At 58.7% G+C, this 16818-nt stretch carries 14 protein-coding genes; 8 read left to right on the top strand and 6 right to left on the bottom strand.

All coding sequences use genetic code 11. The features are described from left to right. Positions 1-3: 3 nt before the first annotated feature. From EH206_RS12115 to EH206_RS12100, 4 genes are read left to right on the top strand one after another with little or no spacing between them, the layout of a single operon-like run. Entirely contained in the window at positions 4-1092 is a 1089-nt protein-coding gene (locus tag EH206_RS12115) for an ABC transporter substrate-binding protein (RefSeq protein ID WP_009113054.1), read from the top strand. Further along, positions 1089-2183: an ABC transporter ATP-binding protein gene (locus EH206_RS12110; RefSeq protein ID WP_009113053.1), complete on the top strand. Its 1095-nt coding sequence runs from the start codon at positions 1089-1091 to the stop codon at positions 2181-2183. The genes EH206_RS12115 and EH206_RS12110 overlap by 4 nt, the downstream gene beginning before the upstream one ends. Then, positions 2180-3061 (top strand): ABC transporter permease, encoded by an 882-nt coding sequence (locus EH206_RS12105; protein ID WP_009113052.1) that lies wholly within the window; start codon positions 2180-2182, stop codon positions 3059-3061. The genes EH206_RS12110 and EH206_RS12105 overlap by 4 nt, the downstream gene beginning before the upstream one ends. Beyond that, positions 3051-3866: an ABC transporter permease gene (locus tag EH206_RS12100; protein WP_009113051.1), complete on the top strand. Its 816-nt coding sequence runs from the start codon at positions 3051-3053 to the stop codon at positions 3864-3866. The genes EH206_RS12105 and EH206_RS12100 overlap by 11 nt, the downstream gene beginning before the upstream one ends. Before the next feature lie 819 nt (positions 3867-4685). Here EH206_RS12100 and EH206_RS12090 read toward each other — a convergent pair. Then, complete coding sequence (locus EH206_RS12090; protein WP_009113050.1) at positions 4686-7310, bottom strand: PqiB family protein; 2625 nt, start codon at positions 7308-7310, stop codon at positions 4686-4688. After that, complete coding sequence (gene yebS / locus EH206_RS12085; RefSeq protein ID WP_009113049.1) at positions 7291-8577, bottom strand: membrane integrity lipid transport subunit YebS; 1287 nt, start codon at positions 8575-8577, stop codon at positions 7291-7293. The genes EH206_RS12090 and yebS overlap by 20 nt, the downstream gene beginning before the upstream one ends. Before the next feature lie 281 nt (positions 8578-8858). On the opposite strand from yebS, the gene EH206_RS12080 reads away from it, so the two are divergent. The 4 genes from EH206_RS12080 (at position 8859) to EH206_RS12065 (ending at position 12796) form a co-directional block, all read left to right on the top strand. Further along, a complete protein-coding gene (locus tag EH206_RS12080) occupies positions 8859-9365 on the top strand; it encodes a GAF domain-containing protein (RefSeq protein WP_009113048.1) in 507 nt (168 codons plus the stop codon). 84 nt (positions 9366-9449) lie between these two features. Continuing rightward, complete coding sequence (gene proQ / locus EH206_RS12075; RefSeq protein ID WP_009113047.1) at positions 9450-10181, top strand: RNA chaperone ProQ; 732 nt, start codon at positions 9450-9452, stop codon at positions 10179-10181. A 19-nt stretch (positions 10182-10200) separates the two neighbouring features. Then, the gene (gene prc, locus EH206_RS12070) at positions 10201-12216 is read left to right on the top strand and encodes a carboxy terminal-processing peptidase (RefSeq protein ID WP_009113046.1); all 2016 of its coding nucleotides are present in this window, start codon (positions 10201-10203) and stop codon (positions 12214-12216) included. 229 nt (positions 12217-12445) lie between these two features. After that, complete coding sequence (locus tag EH206_RS12065; RefSeq protein ID WP_009113045.1) at positions 12446-12796, top strand: FeoC-like transcriptional regulator; 351 nt, start codon at positions 12446-12448, stop codon at positions 12794-12796. On the opposite strand, the gene potD is transcribed toward EH206_RS12065, so the two are convergent. The 4 genes from potD to potA are packed head-to-tail and all read right to left on the bottom strand — an operon-like array spanning position 12711 to position 16527. Continuing rightward, positions 12711-13754 (bottom strand): spermidine/putrescine ABC transporter substrate-binding protein PotD, encoded by a 1044-nt coding sequence (potD, locus tag EH206_RS12060; RefSeq protein WP_009113044.1) that lies wholly within the window; start codon positions 13752-13754, stop codon positions 12711-12713. The two genes, EH206_RS12065 and potD, sit on opposite strands and share 86 nt — an antisense overlap. 40 nt (positions 13755-13794) lie before the next feature. Further along, the gene (gene potC / locus EH206_RS12055) at positions 13795-14571 is read right to left on the bottom strand and encodes a spermidine/putrescine ABC transporter permease PotC (RefSeq protein WP_009113043.1); all 777 of its coding nucleotides are present in this window, start codon (positions 14569-14571) and stop codon (positions 13795-13797) included. After that, positions 14568-15428 (bottom strand): spermidine/putrescine ABC transporter permease PotB, encoded by an 861-nt coding sequence (gene potB / locus EH206_RS12050; RefSeq protein ID WP_009113042.1) that lies wholly within the window; start codon positions 15426-15428, stop codon positions 14568-14570. The genes potC and potB overlap by 4 nt, the downstream gene beginning before the upstream one ends. Beyond that, positions 15412-16527, bottom strand: coding sequence for a spermidine/putrescine ABC transporter ATP-binding protein PotA (gene potA, locus EH206_RS12045; protein ID WP_009113041.1), 1116 nt, complete (start codon positions 16525-16527; stop codon positions 15412-15414). Before potA ends, potB begins: the two co-directional genes overlap by 17 nt. Between the last annotated feature and the right edge of the window lie 291 nt (positions 16528-16818).

The raw sequence follows: 16818 nt of genomic DNA, 5'->3' as shown, positions 1-16818 counted from the left end.
ACTATGCGTAAACTGCCCTTTAAACGGTTACTGCTTTCCCTTGCCATCGGCCTGGCGTCGTTTGCCGGCCAGGCGGCGTCCGACGACGCGCCGGCGCCGACCGACAGCGTGGTGATCGGGGTGTACGGCGGCGACTGGGAAAAGAATATCCGCAGCGCCGGTCTCGATCGGTTCGCGCAGGAAAACAATATCAAAGTCACCGTGGTGGCCGGGGCGGATGCCGAGTGGTTCGCGAAATTGCGCGCCGCCAAAGGCCGCCGCGCCCCGTATGATATCGTGGTATTTCAGCCCGATACCATTCAGCGGGCGATAGCCGCCGGTCTGCTGCAGCCGCTGGATGCTCGGCACATCGCCAATCTGGACAAGCTGTACGCCTCGGTGCAGCAGCGCTTCGTCAGCGAGGGCAAAACCTACGCCGCCGCGTTCAGCCTCGGCCAGTTGGGGCTGGCGTACCGCAGCGATCTGGTGCCGCATGCGCCGAAAAGCTGGCTGGATCTGTGGGACCCGGCCTATAAGGGCCACGTCGCCATCTCGTCGCCCACCTACGCCGCCGGGCTGCAATTTTTCGCCGGACTGGTGCACGCCCTCGGCGGCAAGCTGGAAAACGGCGCCGACGTGGATAAGGCGTTCGCCAAGCTGGCCGAGCTGAAAGGCCAGGCGGTGGCTTTCCCGGATAGCCCCGGCGCCATCCAGACGCTGCTGGAGCGCGGCGATGCCTGGGTGGTGCCCTACTGGGACGGCCGCGTTTTCGCCCTGAAACAGCAGGGGCTGAAAATCGACTTTGTGTATCCGTCGGACGGTCCGGTGGTGGGGGCGGCGAACTGGGCGATCCCCAAAGGCGCGCCCAATCTGGCCAACGCCTATAAGCTGGTGAATTACCTCTCCGGCGCCGAGGTGCAAAAAGCCTTCTCCGACAAATCGCTCTACGGTATGACCAACAAAGAGGTGCAATACAGCGATAGCCTGAAGAGCCAGGTGCAGGTGGGGGAGGAAGCCTATAACCAGCTGATTTGGATCGACTACGCCACGGCGACGCCGAAGCTGGCGGAGTGGACCGCCCGCTGGAGCAAGACGCTCGGAGGAGGGCAATGAGTTGGTTGTATCTCGAGGATATTGAACGCCGTTTTGCCGAGCATGTGGCGCTGGACGGCGTGAGCCTACAGATTGAGCAGGGGGAGTTTTTCTCCCTTCTCGGCCCCAGCGGCTGCGGCAAAACCACCCTGTTGAATATTATCGCCGGTTTTCTCGCCCCCGGCCGCGGGGCGGTGTCGCTCGGCGGCCGGGATATTACGCCGCTGCCGCCGTATCAGCGCGCCATCGGCATGGTGTTTCAGAACTACGCGCTGTTCCCGCACCTGTCGGTGTTCGACAATGTGGCGTACGGCCTGAAGGTGAAAAAGCTGCCGCGCAAGGCTATCGCCGGCCGGGTGAAACAGGTTTTGGAGCTGGTCAGGCTTGAGGCCCTCGGCGGACGCATGCCCCATCAGCTCTCCGGCGGTCAGCAGCAGCGGGTGGCGATCGCCCGCGCGCTGGCTATCGAACCGCAGGTGCTGTTGCTGGATGAACCCTTGTCGAATCTCGACGCCAAACTGCGCAAAGAGATGCAGGATGAACTGCGCGCCTTGCAGCGGCGCGTGGGCATCACCACCATTCTGGTCACCCACGATCAGGAAGAGGCGCTCACTCTTTCCGATCGCATCGGCATTCTCGGTCAGGGGCGCCTGCAACAGGTGGGCACGCCGCTGACGCTGTACCGGCAACCCGCCAACCGTTTCGTCGCCGAGTTTATCGGGCAGGCGAATCTTTTTGACGTGCGTGCGGCGGGCGACGAAGGCGAATTTGTGGCGCAGCGGCATTTTTCCGCCGCCGATCGGCCGCTGCGTCTGCGGGTCAAGCAGCCTACGGCCGATGCGCCGTCCGGGCTGATGCTGCGTCCGGAGCGCATCCGGATAACGACGGAACCGTCGGCGGAGGCGGTCAATCGGACGCCGGCCATCCTGCGGGAGGCCAGCTATACCGGCGCCGTTATGCGGCTGCGGCTGGCACTGCCCGGCGGCGGCGAGCTGCTGGCGCATAGCGCCGACGGGCAGTTCGACGCCATCCCCGCGCCGGGCACGCCGTTTACCCTGAGCTGGCGCAGCGATGACGTGATCGCCTTGCCCAATGAGGCGGAGGCGCGATGAGCGTAAAGTCATATTCCCGCGGCGCCGGGCGATTCTCCTGGGCTTTACTGACGCCGGCGCTGCTCTTCCTGCTGCTGTTTCTGCTGGCCCCGCTGGCGCTGCTGGCGGGGCAAAGCCTCGGCAACGTCGACAGCCTGCTCGAACCGCTGCCCGGCTACGGCCTGTCGCAGTACCTGATCGTCTTCACCTCGCCCGACTATCTGCACGCCTTATGGACCACCCTGTGGGTTGCGCTCTTTACCGCGCTGCTGTGCCTGCTGCTGGCCTATCCGGCGGCGTGGCTGCTGGTGTCGGTGCGCGGCCGGGGATGGCGCACCCTGCTGTATGTGGTGCTGGTTTCTCCCCTGCTGACCAGCGTGGTGATCCGCACCTTTGCCTGGATTGTGCTGCTGGCCCAGAACGGACTGATCAACGACCTGCTGGTGTCCGCGGGCGTCGTTCCCCGGCCGCTGGCGTTGCTGTGGAATATGCCCGCGGTGATCATCGCCTATGTGCAGGTGATGCTGCCGTTCGCCGTCTTGCCGCTGGTCACCTCGCTCAATGAGATCGCCCCCAATCTCAAACTGGCGTCGATGAGCCTTGGCGCGGGGCGGATTGAAACCTTTCGGCGCATTGTCCTGCCGCTGACGATCCCGGGCATGCTGACCGGCTTTATTATCGTCTTTGCGCTGGCGGCCGGCAGCTACATCACGCCGCTGCTGATTGGCGGACGTTTGCAGCCGCTGCTGCCGATCGCCATCTACCAGCAGGCGTTGCAGATCGCCAATCTGCCGCTGGCCGCCGCGCTGTCGCTGACGCTGCTGTTCGCCACGCTGCTGGTGGCGTTTTTCGCCGGGGGAATACTTAAACGCTGGGAAAGAAAAACCTATGGTCACTAACAATAGGCGCGCCGCCGCGCACGGCCGCTGGCTCACCCTGCTGGCGGGGGCGACGGCGGTGATTATTTATCTGTTTATGGCGCTGCCGGTGCTGGTTATCGCCCTGTCGGCGTTCAGTCCCGATGCCTATCCGCAATTCCCGCCGCGGGGATTTTCGCTGCGCTGGTTCTACGCCCTGGCGGAAAATCCCGGCTGGGGAGAGGCGCTTAACGTCAGCGTTATGCTGCTGTTGATCGTCACGCCGATCACCGTGCTGCTGGGAACAGGCGCGGCCTATGCGCTGGCGCGGCTGCAATTCAGGTTCCGCGACGCCTTGCAGGCTTTTATCCTTTCGCCGCTGATGATCCCGCAGGTGGTGCTGGGCATCGCGCTGCTCTATGTGCTCACCGCGGCGGGCATGGCGGGCACGATTGCCGGGCTGGCGGTGGGGCATGTCATCGTCGCGCTGCCCTATACGGTACGCACGGCCAGCGTCAGCCTGGCTTCCATGGATCGCCGTCTGGAGGACGCGTCGATGAGTCTCGGGGCGGGGCGGCTGTATACCTTTTGGCACGTTACGCTGCCCCTGATCAAACCCGGCATGGTGGCGGGGGCGGTATTCGCCGCCGTGACCTCGTTTGGCGAGGTGTCGGTCAGCCTGTTCCTCACCGCGCCGCAGACGGTCACCATGCCGGTGAGGATTTTCAATTATATCGACCAGACCTTTGACCCCGCGGTCAACGCCATTTCGGTGATATTTATTTTCGTCGCGGTAATTACCCTGGTGGTGATTGAAAAGAGTATCGGTTTGACCAAGGTGTTGTAATCTCCCCCTTCGCAGGACTGTCTCTTAGTCACAAATTTACCGATAACGTTATATGTAAGCCCAGCGTTATTTCGTGCGCGAGAAGAAAGGTATTTTTATGCCACGTCGCAGCACGCGCCCGACTCAGGGCGCTCAGTCGCCGCAGCCCTGAGAACCCTGGCTTTCGGCTGAAATTATGCCGCTGTGCGGTACCTTCGGAACCGGCGTTCTCCTGTCGAACCGCCAGTGACGCGCTCCCGGCGCGGCACTGGCTTTCGCGGCGTCCCTGCCGCTCATTCGGGAGACCGCCGATTCCTCAGCATAATTTCTTACGCCGACCAAAAGCAAAAAACCAGGAATGAGTCAGAGACAGTGCCAGTGGGTGGTGGTTTACTCCCTCCCCTGCGAAGGGGCAGTCTCTTATACACAAATCCAAGGAACCTCTAGAGGCCATGTGTATTCTGGTCTTGGGGTCATTCTTTGTTCTTTGCTTTTCGTCGGCGTAAGAAATCACGCTGAGGTGGACGACCCCTCGAATGCGCCGCAGGGAAGCGGCGCAAGCCAGTGCCGCGTCGGGAACGCGTCACTGGCGGTTCGGGAAAGGGGGCGACCGCCGAAGGCATCGCGTCAGCGACGTGATTTCAGCCACAGCCCGGGTCCGGAGGGTGGTGGCGCTTGAACCACCCTGCGTCGGGCGCGTGCTGCGATATAGCAGAGAAATGACGGCCTTCTAGCGCACGAAATAGCGCTGAACTCACATATACCGTTAACAGTATATGTGACTAAGAGACAGGCGAAGGGGCTGGGGTGGGGTAAGTTTTCCGCGGTCTCTGTGCATGCTTAGTTGGCGGGGATCGCCGTGCCCCATTGCCGCCACTCTTTCGGCTCTTCGTTATGCAACAGGAAATGTTTTCCTTCCTGCGCCCGCGGGGAGAGCGGGGTGGCGGCCGGGGTGGCGAAAGCGATGCCGCCGCGGATAAATTGCTGGAAGGTGCCGCTTTTTATCACCCCGCCGGTGAGGCCGAACTCCAGGTTATAGCCGGATGCCAGCCAGAATACCGAGTTGTTCCTCACCAGATGCTGGTAGCGTTTACTGATGCGCAGGGCGACGGAGACGCGGTCGGACAGGACGCCCAGCGACAGCCCGGTCACGGTGCCCACTTCAATTCCCCGGAACAGCACCGGCGTGCCCACCTGTAACGTACCCGCTTCCGGCGCGTCCACGCTGATGTTTAATCCATCCTGATAACGGGAGTCCGAAATGGAAGCCTGTTGCAGCTCAAAACTGCGGGTCACCCCGCCGCCGCCGGGTTCAACATTGATATAGGGCTGGAACAGGGTTTCCAGATGATTGACCCCCGCCGCTGAAATCTCCGGCGTCACCACCGAAAAGCGCGTTCCGGCGCGGGCGAAGCCGCGTACGTATTCGGGATAAAGCACTGCCTGCACCAACACTTCGTTGTGCCGCTCCGCGAGCTTCAACGATTCAAGCTGGCCGATATCGATTCCCAGATAGCGGATCGGCATGCCGGGCGCCAGTTTGCCGGCATCGAAGGTTCGCAGGGTAATACGGCTGCCGACGGCGCGCGCGGCGGTTTCCGTGCCGTAAAGCACCCGCCTGCCGCCTTTGATTTCCGGCGCGCCCGCCAGATTGTCAAAGCTGATGGCGCCCTTGAGGGCGCGGTTTAGCGGCGATGCCTGTACGGTCAGCCCGGCGGAGTTCAACTGGATGCGGGCGCCGCCTTCGGCCCAGAAAACGCTGTTGTGCGTCAGCAATTTGCGGTGTTCCGGGCGAATATAGACGTCCACCTCAAAATAATCCGCTTTCGGCCGCACATGCATGATTTCACCGACCTGAAACTTGCGGTACAGCACAATGGAACCGTCCTGGATATCGGGCAGGCTATCGGTCACCAGCGTCAATGTCGGAGAGGGGGAGGCGCCGCGAACGCCTTCTCGCGCCTTTTCGAGATCGCTGTAGAGCGGATAGCGTTGCAGCACCTCACCTGTGCCGCCGGGCAACACCTGAACGCCGCCGCTGATCCACTCCTGCGCGCTGGCCCCCTGCATCTGAATGCCGTCCAGCCCCAGTTTGACGTTCAGGCGGCTATTGGCGACGAATTTGCTGTCGCGATGCAGCAACTGCCGGTACTGCGGTTCTATCGCCAGCACAAAGCCGACGCCTTTTTCGTCCAGCGTGCGCTTAACCACCTGACCGATCTGCACACCGTGCAGCAACACCGGCTGTCCGCTATCAATACCGTAGCTTTGCGCGGCGGTAAGCTGAATCGACAGGGCGCCGGGCTGTTGCGGGCCGTCGTCCATCACGGTGAAGTGGTGGCGCGGTTCGCCCTCGCCGGGGATTAGCGTCAGCGTCGGGCCGCTGAGCAGGCGGGGAATATTCAGATCGCTGAACGACAAGCGTGGTTTGCTCAGCTCGATGCGCGTCCCTTCACGCATTAACGCGACCACCGCCGGGTCGATAATCAGCTCTCCTTTGACTTTATCGCCGTCGGGGATAAGGGTTATCTTCTCCAGCGTTCCCACTTCCAGCCCCTGATACATCAGCGGCGTACTGCCCGCCGACAGATTGTCGCCGGACGGCAGGTCGAGCGTGATCACTACCCCGCGCTGGCTTTGCGCCAGATTGGGATAGAGACGGTAGGATTGCTCCGCGCCGGCCTGTTCGCCTTCGTCGGGGGAGTCAAACGCCACGGCGCCGTTGACCAGCGCCGCCAGATTTTCCATTTCGACTTTGGCGCCGTTGAAGCCGACGTCGGCGTTGAGGCCGGAGACGTTCCAGAAACGGCTGTTCTTCTTGACCAGATGGGTAAAGCGCCGTTCGATCAGCACGTCGATCATCACGCCATGGTGGTTCGGCGAGACGGTGTAGTCGTAGATTTTACCGACCGGGAGTTTGCGGTAATAGACCAGCGAGCCGTTACTGAGCGAGCCTAAATCATCGGCGTGCAGATGGATCAGCAGTTCGCCGGTATTGACCCGGTATTTGGGCTGGGTATCCAGTGCGGAGAAATGGTCCTGCGGTTCGCCTTCGCCGGGCATCATACCGATATAGTTGCCGCCCACCAGTGCGTCCAGACCGGAAACGCCGGCCAGCGACGCTTTCGGGGTGACCAGCCAGAACTGGGTGCCGCTGCGCAACGCCTCTTGCATATCGTTTTTTATGCTGGCCTCGACCTGGATGGTGCGCAAATCGTCGCTGAGCTTAATATCCTGCACGGTGCCGACTTCAACCCCCTGGTAGCGCACCGGCGTGCGGCCGGCGACGATGCCGTCGGCGGAGACGAAATCAATGGTGACGGTGGCGCCGCGCTCCTGTTGATTGCTATACACCAGCCAGCCGGCGATCAGCAGGGCAATCAACGGCAGCAGCCAAAACGGCGACAGGCGGCGTTTGTTTTTCACCGTGGCCGCGGTTGGTGTCTCAGGTGTTCTGTCTTGCATCGTTATCCCACATCAGTCGGCTATCCAGCCATTCAACGGCCAGAATCGTTAGAATCACCGCGGCGCCGAAATAGAACGCCGCGGGCCCCATGGTAAAAGCGAGTAATTGATCGCGGTTGACCAGCGACATCGTCAGCGCTATGACAAACAGGTCCAGCATCGACCAACGGCCGATCCAGCGCATGATGCGCAGCATCTTCATTCGGGCGAGGAGGCCGTCCTCAATGCGCAGATGAATACTTAACAGCAAGCCGCACAGCACAATAACTTTAGTAAACGGCACCAGAATGCTGGCGATAAACACCACCAGCGCCACCGGAATATTACCCGAGGCCAACGACAGAATACCGGAGAAAATGGTGTCTTCGGTACGCACGCCGTTGACATAAATAATGGAGATCGGCAGCAGGTTGGCCGGCAGCAGTAGGACCACGGAGGCGATCAGCGCCGCCCAGGATTTTTGCAGGCTGTGTCTGCGCCGCAGGCGCAGCGGAACATGGCAGCGCGGGCAACGTCCCCGGTTATCGGGCGCGCTGGTAAAATGGCAGGCGAGGCATATCCGGTAGCGTTGCGGCGAAATAATCGGCCGCAGACGGGGATAAAACCGCTGCCATAGCTGATCGGCATTCAGGTGGATAATGGTCAGTACGCTCAGCGTCATTAGCACCAGATAGGCAATCAGGCCGCCGCCGGGCTGCACGTCGGCAAACTCCCGCACCTTGATGGCGGCCACCGCCATGCCGACCAGATAAATATCCAGCATCATCCACTCTTTCAGTTTGCCCAGCATTAACAGAATCGGGCGCAGATTCATGCCGATGCGCGGCGCAAAAAACAGATATAACAGCGAAAACACCAGCGTCAGCGGCGCCCCGACGGTACAGAAAGCCACCATGCTGGCGGTTATCGGATGCCCCTGGCGCGTCATTTGCCAGATGCCTTCAAACAGGCTGGCGTTAATGGAGACGCCCAGCAGGCGGATACTGATTAACGGTTCGGTATACGCGAACGGCATCAGCACCAGCATGGCGACGGCCATGGCCGCCAGCCGGGAGATGGACCAGTCGCGCCCGGAACTGACCCTGGCGTTGCAGCGCGGGCAGTTTGCCGTCTGATTACGTTTGACGATCGGCAACGAGAAAAAGGCATCGCACTCGGGACAGCGGTGATAGCGCGCCGCTTTCCCGGCGGGCATGCCGGCGCCGTCGGCATAGGGCGGCCTGGCCGACGGGAATGGCGCAGGGCTCGTTATGTTAACTATTTTCATATTCCCTGCTGTCGGATTGACTCGCTTTCTAGTATATCAGGTGCCGGACATTGTAGCCGAACCATGTCGCATAACGGGGTGAGGCGTCAGGCAAAACGGGACTATGCTTGGTAAGCGACGGGATTAAATGACAAATAGCACGATATGCGCGGTCCCGTTATTTAAAGAGAATGATTCTGCGCGCTAATGAAGAAATCTTGTGGCATGCTGTAGCGGGTTCTCATATATGGCTATTGCGGCGCATATGGCTGGGTAGATTGAAAAAGATAGAATAGTATTTTATGAGCAAACAACAATTTTATAGCGACCTGATCGGCGATTTATCCGCGTTGATTGAGGGCGAAAATCGTTTTATCACCATCCTGGCGAACAGCAGTGCGCTGCTGTTTGAACGTTTGGCTGATGTTAACTGGGCCGGATTTTACCTGCTGGAACAGGACAGGCTGTTTCTGGGGCCGTTTCAGGGGCGGGTCGCCTGCGTACGTATTCCGCTGGGTAAAGGCGTATGCGGCCGGGCGATGGCTGAAAACCGGGTTCAACGCGTCGGCGACGTACATGTGTTTCCCGGTCATATTGCCTGTGATGCTGCCAGTAACGCCGAAATTGTACTGCCGTTGACGGTCAGCGGCCGTCCAATCGGCGTTTTAGATATTGACAGCGCTGTTTATCAACGGTTTGACGCAGACGATGAGGAAGGGCTTAAGGCCGTGGTGAGGACGCTTTGTACGCAACTCGCAGAGAGCGATGTGCTGACTTTTATCAATTCTCCCTCGTTGAGGCAAGGATAACGTAGCATTTGCCGATGGCGTCATTATAATGACGCCTGTTCATGCCTGCGCCGGTTGGCAAACCCGTTGTAATCAGGAAATTTCATGGAAAATCAACCTAAGTTGAACAGTAGCAAAGAAGTCATTGCCCTTTTGGCAGAGCGGTTCCCGCTTTGTTTCACCGCCGAAGGTGAAACACGTCCGTTAAAGATCGGTATTTTTCAAGATCTTGTTGAGCGCGTATCCGAAACGGATAACCTTAGCAAAACGCAATTGCGTTCCGCATTGAGGCTCTACACCTCTAGCTGGCGTTATCTGTACGGCGTGAAACTGGGCGTGCAGCGTGTGGATCTGGACGGCAATCCCTGCGGGGAGCTGGAACAGCAGCACGTCGACCATGCTCGTAAACAGCTGGAAGAAGCGAAAGCCAGGGTTCAGGCCCAACGCGCCGAGCAGCAGGCGAAGAAACGTGAAGCCGGAGAAAAGGCCGAACCCGCGCGCACTCGTCCGGCAAACGGAAAAAATGCGCCGCGCCGCGAGCGTAGCGTCGCGAACGCCTCGCCGCGTAAACCTCGCCAGCCTTCTTCCCGCCAGTCGCCGCCCTCTACTCAGCAACCCGCCAATGCGCAGTCCCGTCAGGCTAAGCCCGCCGGCAACGAGCCTCCGCGGGTTGCGGTTACGGACGTCACCAAACTGCAAATCGGTCAGGAAATCAAAGTCAGAGCCGGCAGAGACGCCATGGATGCCACTGTGCTTGAGATTGCCAAAGGCGAAGTCAGGGTTCAGCTGGCTTCGGGAATGGCGATGATTGTACGCGCAGAACATTTGCAGTTCTGATACGGAGGCCAACCTGGGCATGAACAATTTAGCCAGAATGACCGTCATCGCAGGCCTACTGCTGGCGGGCGCGAGTTTTGCCAATGAGAATATTACGCGTGTTGAACAGATTCCTCAGCTGCATCAGGAGCCTCAGCACGCTACGGTGAGCGACAGAGTCGCGTCGCGTTTTCTGCGCTCGCACTATCGCCAGTTTATGCTGGATGAGCAATTCTCCGAGAAGATCTTTACCCGCTATCTCAATATGCTGGACTACAGCCATAATGTGCTGCTGGCCTCCGACGTCGCGCAGTTTGCCGATAAGAAAACGCAGCTGGGCGACGAACTGAAGTCCGGCCGGCTGGATCTTCCCTATGCGCTATACAATCTGGCCCAGAAACGGCGTTTTGAGCGTTTTCAGTATGCGTTGTCGGTGCTGGACAAGCCGGTGGATTTGACCGGCAACGACACCTTCGAGCTGGAGCGCGACAAGGCGCCCTGGCCGCAAAATGCCGGCGAGCTGAACCGCCTGTGGGATGCCAAAGTCAAATATGACTGGCTGAGTCTGAAGCTGACCGGTAAAGAAGATAAGGACATCAAGGAAACGCTGACCAAGCGCTACCAGTTTGCCATTCGCCGTCTGGCGCAGAGTAACAGCGAAGATGTCTTCCAACTGATCATGAACGCTTTTGCGCGGGAGATCGATCCGCATACCAGCTATCTGTCGCCAAGAAATACCGAACAGTTCAACACCGAAATGAGCCTGTCGCTCGAAGGGATTGGCGCGGTATTGCAGATGGATGAAGACTACACCGTGATTAATTCCATGGTACCCGGCGGTCCGGCGGCGAAAAGCAAAAACATCACGGTGGGCGATCGCGTTGTCGGCGTCGGTCAGAATGGAAAACCGATGGTGGACGTTATCGGCTGGCGGTTGGATGACGTGGTGGCGCTGATTAAAGGACCGAAAGGCAGCAAGGTGCGGCTGGAAATTCTGCCGGCGGGCAAGGGCACCAAAACCCGTATCGTTACGCTGACGCGCGAGCGCATCCGTCTGGAAGACCGGGCGGTCAAGATGTCGGTGAAGAACGTCGGCCAGGCGAAAATCGGCGTGCTGGATATTCCGGGATTCTACGTCGGGCTGACGGATGACGTAAAAGTGCAGTTGCAGAAGCTGGAAAAACAGCATGTCAGCAGCGTGGTCATTGACCTGCGCAGCAACGGCGGCGGCGCGCTGACCGAGGCGGTAGGGCTGTCCGGCCTGTTTATCCCCAGCGGGCCGGTGGTGCAGATCCGCGATAATAACGGCAAAATCCGCGAAGACAGCGACACTGACGGCACCCTGTACTACAAAGGGCCGCTGGTGGTGCTGGTAGACCGTTTCAGCGCCTCGGCGTCGGAAATCTTTGCCGCGGCGATGCAGGATTACGGTCGGGCGCTGATTGTCGGCGAGCCCACCTTCGGTAAAGGCACCGTACAGCAGTATCGCTCCCTGAATCGTATCTACGACCAGATGCTGCGCCCCGACTGGCCGGCATTGGGCTCCGTTCAGTACACCATCCAGAAGTTTTATCGCATCGATGGCGGCAGCACCCAGATGAAAGGGGTAACGCCTGATGTGATGATGCCGACCGGAACCGAAACGGTGGACACCGGAGAGAAATTCGAGGACAACGCGCTGCCGTGGGATAGCATAAAAGCGGCCAGCTACACCAAAAGCGGCGACCTGAAGCCGCTTATCGGCACGCTGAACGAGCTTCATCAGCAGCGCATTGCCAAGGACCCGGAATTTCAATATATCGCCGAGGATATCGCTCGTTATAACGCGTTGAAAGATAAACGCAATACGGTATCGCTCAATCTTGCCCAGCGTGAGAAAGAGAACGATGACGACGAGGCGATGCGCCTGAACCGGATTAACGACCGGCTGGCCAGAGAGGGCAAGAAGCCGCTGAAGTCGCTGGAAGATTTGCCGAAAGACTATCAGGCTCCCGATCCCTATCTGGACGAAACGGTGCATATCGCACAGGATCTGGCGCAGCAGGAAAAACGCTAATCCGCTGGGTCGGTTGTCGCTTGACTAAAACCTGGTGCTGACTTCACTCCAACGCCTCCTCTTCGCCGGGGGGGCAAATCCAGCCATAGATGGCCTGCCCCCAGGGGACGGGCCATTTTTTTGGATCGTTTTATGCCGTAGCATCGGCCTTCCCGGCAAAACCTGAACGAAAGCGCCTGAGTGGTTAATTCCGCAGGCGCGGCGGGTATCCCGCCTATTCGGAGGATGTATGAGCTTAATTGAACTACGCGATTATGTGCGACAGCAAAAGCGGTCGTCATTGCAGGATATCAGCCGCGCGTTTCGCGCCGATCCGGGCGTTATCGAAGGGATGCTGGCGGTCTGGGTGCAGAAAGGGAAAATACGCTTTCATCAGGCCGAGGTAGGTGAAACGTGCTCGTGCGATAAAAGCCTGGGTAGTATTATGAGTGGGCCGACCGCCAGGTTTGCTCACCCGAACGGCAGGGCGTCCGCCTGCCGTTCGGGTGAAGCGGTTAGCGTCCCGCCTTTAGCTGCTGGAAATAGGTTTCATACAGCGTGCTGGCAGCGCCGACGTCGTTCTGCCATTCGCCGTTGCTAATCACCGCTTCATCCGGATACAGCGTCTTGTCGCCGGAAACGTCCGGCGGCAGTAGTTTCTTCGCCGCCAGGTTCGGCGTCGGGTAGCCGATGGTCTCCGCCACCTGCGCGGCGATTTCCGGGCGCAGCAGGAAGTCGATCATTTTCATCGCCCCTTCGACGTTTTTGGCGTTGGCCGGAATAGCCAGGCTATCCATCCAGAAGATGCCGCCTTCCCGCGGCCAGACGATATCCAGCGGCGTACCGGCCTGGCGGGCCACGTAGGCCGAGCCGTTCCACACCATTCCCAGGTTTACTTCGCCTTCCATAAACGGGTTGCCGGGGTTGTCCGAGTTGAACGTCAGCACGTTGGGCATCAGCTTCTGGAGCTCTTTGTAGGCGGCTTCTATCTGCTGCGGATCGGTGGTGTTGGCGGAATAGCCCAGCTTGCGCAGGGCGATCTGGAACACCTCGCGCGCGTCGTCGGTCAGCAGCAGGCTGTTTTTATACTGCGTATCCCACAGGTCGGCCCAGCTGTCGACGCTGGCCGGATCGATGATCTCACGGTTAATGCCGATGGCGGTGGCGCCCCAGATATAGGGGACCGAGTAGTCGTTATGGGGATCGAACGATTTGTGCAGCAGGTTGGGGTCGAGATGATGGAAGTTGCCGAGCTTGCCGGTATCGATTTTTTGCAGCATGCCTTCCTTACTCATTTTGGAAATAAAGTAGGTCGAAGGCACCACCAGATCGTAAGCGCTGTTCTGATAGGTTTTCAGCTTGGCGTACATGCTCTCGTTGGATTCATAGGTGGAGTAGATCACCTTGATGCCGGTTTCCTTGCTGAACTGTTCCAGCAGGCCGGGGGGAACATATTCGGTCCAGTTATAGAAATAGAGCGTTTTGCCGTCGTCGGCCTGCGCCGCGTTAAGGCTGAAAGCCATGGCGCAGGCCGCCAGCAGATGTGACCATTTCTTCATTGCGTCGATCTCCTTATAGTCCCAAAGGTTATACCCGTTATTATTTACCGCTGCGATCGCGCAGCACCCACTGGCTGCCGAGCACCAGCAATAACGACAGCATCAGCAGAATCGTCGCCAGCGCATTCACTTCCGGCGATACGCCCACTTTGACCATCGAGTAAATTTTCAGCGGCAGGATTTCATAGGCCGGCCCGGTGACGAAAGAGGAGACCACCACATCGTCCATCGACAGGGTAAAGCTTAGCAGCCAGCCGGCCGCCACCGCGGGCATCGCCAGCGGCAGAATAATTTTGCGCAGAATGGTCGCCTCGCCGGCGCCCAGATCGCGGGCGGCTTCCAGCATTTTTACATCAAACCCTTTCAGACGCGAATAGACGGTGACCACCACAAAGGGCAGGCAAAAGGTAACGTGGGAAAACAGCAGCGACCAGAATCCCAGCGATATCCCCAGCAGCATAAACAGCACCAGCAGGGAGATGGCCATCACGATATCCGGCGACATCATCACCACGAACAGCATGCCGCTGACGAAAGGCTTACCGCGAAAGCGATAGCGATAGAGCGCCACGGCGGTCAGCGAGCCGATCAGCGTGGCGAAGGTGGCGGAAAATACCGCCATGGTCAGCGAATGCCGTGCGGCCTGCAACAGGCTGTCGTTATTCAGCAGCAGCCGATACCAGTCGAGGGTAAACCCCTGCCAGTTGATGCCGAAACGCGCCTGATTAAACGAGTTCACAATCAGGATGATGATGGGGATATACAAATAGGCGTAAATAACGGACATAAATCCGCCGCGCAACAGACGGCCTATCATTCCAACTCCCCCTTTTTGTTCAGCATGCGGGCGGTGCGATAGTAAACCAACAGCAGCAGCCCCATGATCAAGGTCAGGCAGATGCTGGTGGCGGCGCCGAACGGCCAGTCGCGGATATTCAGGAATTGGCTTTTAATCACGTTGCCGATAAGCAGGTTTTTGGCGCCGCCCATCAAATCCGCCACGAAAAACAGCCCCATCGCCGGCAGCAGCACCAGCAGGCAGCCGGCGATAATGCCGGGCATGGTGAGCGGAATAATGATTTTTACAAAGCGCTGCCATTTGCCGGCGCCTAAATCGCGGGCGGCCTCCAGATAGGATTTATCCAGCTTTTCAATGCTGGAGTAGAGCGGCAGGACCATAAACGGCAGCAGTATGTAGATAAGACCGAGAATCACCGCCTGCGAGGTGTACATGATGCGTAAGGGCGACTCGATAAGGCCGATCCACAGTAAAAACTCGTTCAGGTAGCCGCGGGTGCTCAAAAACAGCTTCAATCCGTAAATACGGATCAGCGAGTTGGTCCAGAAGGGGACAATCAGTAAAAACATCAGCAGCGGGCGCACCTTTTGCGGCAGGTGCGCCAGAATAAAGGCGAAAGGATAACCCAGCAGCAGGCAGCACAGCGTCGCAATGGCCGCCATATTCAGCGAATGCAGAAGCACCGAGGCGTACAGCGGATCGGCCAGCCGCGCGTAGTTATCCAGGGTAAACGCCAGACTGATAAAGTTCGCATCGTCACGGGTTAAAAAACTGGTGCCGATAATCATCAGATTGGGCATGAATACGAACAGCACCAGCCAGGCGACGATAATGGTGATAATGGTGTTCTGAAAGCGTTTACGCGGCTTCTTCATCGTGCAGAACGACCTCCCAGCTCTCTACCCAGGTGACCGCCACTTTCTGATCCAGCGAGTGGTCCACGTCGGGATCGTCCTCGTTAAAGAATTCGCTGACCATCACCATTTTTCCGCTTTCCAGCTCGATACTGGACTCCAGCGTCATGCCCTTATAGTTGCGTTCGCGCACATAGCCGATGATGCCGTCCGCCTGCGCCCCTTCGTCGATCTCTTTTACCCGCAGATCTTCCGGGCGCAACAGCACGTTGAGGTGCTGCCCGGCATGCACCGGGAAACCGACGGCGATGACGCACTCGCAGCCTTCAACCCGGGCGCGCACGCGCTGGTCGTCAATCTGTTCGATCACGGTCGCGTCGAATATATTGATTTCACCGATAAAACTGGCCACGAACAGGTTACGCGGCTCTTCGTAGATTTCACGCGGCGTGCCGTCCTGTTCGATGCGTCCGTCGCGCATCACCACGATACGGTCGGACATCGTCAGGGCTTCTTCCTGATCGTGGGTGACGAAAATAAAGGTGATGCCCAGCGTACGTTGCAGCGCCTTTAGCTCGTTTTGCATCTGCTTGCGCAGTTTGTAGTCCAGCGCCGAAAGCGACTCGTCCAGCAACAGAACCTTGGGCTTGTTCACCACGGCTCTGGCGATCGCCACGCGCTGCTGCTGTCCGCCGGACAACTGGTGCGGCCGGCGCGGCGCCAGTTCGTCCAACTGCACCATTTTCAGCGCTTCCAGCACGCGCGGGGCAATTTGCGCCTCGGGGGTTTTCTGCATCCGTAATCCGAAAGCGACATTGTCAAAAACGCTGAGGTGGGGGAATAGCGCGTAGCTCTGGAATACGGTATTGATATGCCGATGCTCGGCAGGCTGGTGGGTAATATCCTCGTTATCCAGGATGACATTGCCGCCGTCCACGTTTTCCAGACCGGCGATCAGGCGCAGCACCGTGGTTTTCCCACAGCCGGAAGGGCCGAGTATGGTGAGAAACTCACCATTATTAATGGTGAGATTAAAGTGGGAAATGATCTCTTTGCCATCAAAACTTTTATGGACGTCGAGCAGTTCAACGACCGGAGTAGCGGGACGATTATCTTTCATTTAGGGTTATTGCTCTATTTCCTGGTATGACGCATCCACGCGGGGATCCGGCGCGGTCTATGTCAAGGGTTATCACCTTTCAGCCTACGAGCTCAGTTAAGGGTCGGCATTCTACGGGAAAGCGCGCCGAACGCCAACTTGTGCCGCGAGACTTAGCGATAATCACCACAAATCCCGTGCCGAACGGATAATACGCCGGATCATTATGTTGAATGCTTGTTGTTTTATTGAGTGAATTTTGTAAGTTACAGGCGGTGTGCCGCCGGGTTTGTGCCGTTATTTGAGCGTCGC

This window comes from Brenneria nigrifluens DSM 30175 = ATCC 13028 (genome assembly GCF_005484965.1).
GTDB classification, from domain to species: Bacteria; Pseudomonadota; Gammaproteobacteria; order Enterobacterales; family Enterobacteriaceae; genus Brenneria; species Brenneria nigrifluens.
The sequence above is the reverse complement of the archived record's forward strand: the minus strand, read 5'-3'. Positions and strand labels throughout refer to the sequence as shown.

What these genes read in the sequence shown, in the direction of transcription:
- EH206_RS12115 (WP_009113054.1), top strand. Translation starts at nt 4, where the DNA reads ATGCGTAAACTGCCCTTTAAACGGTTACTGCTTTCCCTTGCCATCGGC.
- EH206_RS12110 (WP_009113053.1), top strand. Translation starts at nt 1,089, where the DNA reads ATGAGTTGGTTGTATCTCGAGGATATTGAACGCCGTTTTGCCGAGCAT.
- EH206_RS12105 (WP_009113052.1), top strand. Translation starts at nt 2,180, where the DNA reads ATGAGCGTAAAGTCATATTCCCGCGGCGCCGGGCGATTCTCCTGGGCT.
- EH206_RS12100 (WP_009113051.1), top strand. Translation starts at nt 3,051, where the DNA reads ATGGTCACTAACAATAGGCGCGCCGCCGCGCACGGCCGCTGGCTCACC.
- EH206_RS12090 (WP_009113050.1), bottom strand. Translation starts at nt 7,310, where the DNA reads ATGCAAGACAGAACACCTGAGACACCAACCGCGGCCACGGTGAAAAAC.
- yebS (WP_009113049.1), bottom strand. Translation starts at nt 8,577, where the DNA reads ATGAAAATAGTTAACATAACGAGCCCTGCGCCATTCCCGTCGGCCAGG.
- EH206_RS12080 (WP_009113048.1), top strand. Translation starts at nt 8,859, where the DNA reads ATGAGCAAACAACAATTTTATAGCGACCTGATCGGCGATTTATCCGCG.
- proQ (WP_009113047.1), top strand. Translation starts at nt 9,450, where the DNA reads ATGGAAAATCAACCTAAGTTGAACAGTAGCAAAGAAGTCATTGCCCTT.
- prc (WP_009113046.1), top strand. Translation starts at nt 10,201, where the DNA reads ATGAACAATTTAGCCAGAATGACCGTCATCGCAGGCCTACTGCTGGCG.
- EH206_RS12065 (WP_009113045.1), top strand. Translation starts at nt 12,446, where the DNA reads ATGAGCTTAATTGAACTACGCGATTATGTGCGACAGCAAAAGCGGTCG.
- potD (WP_009113044.1), bottom strand. Translation starts at nt 13,754, where the DNA reads ATGAAGAAATGGTCACATCTGCTGGCGGCCTGCGCCATGGCTTTCAGC.
- potC (WP_009113043.1), bottom strand. Translation starts at nt 14,571, where the DNA reads ATGATAGGCCGTCTGTTGCGCGGCGGATTTATGTCCGTTATTTACGCC.
- potB (WP_009113042.1), bottom strand. Translation starts at nt 15,428, where the DNA reads ATGAAGAAGCCGCGTAAACGCTTTCAGAACACCATTATCACCATTATC.
- potA (WP_009113041.1), bottom strand. Translation starts at nt 16,527, where the DNA reads ATGAAAGATAATCGTCCCGCTACTCCGGTCGTTGAACTGCTCGACGTC.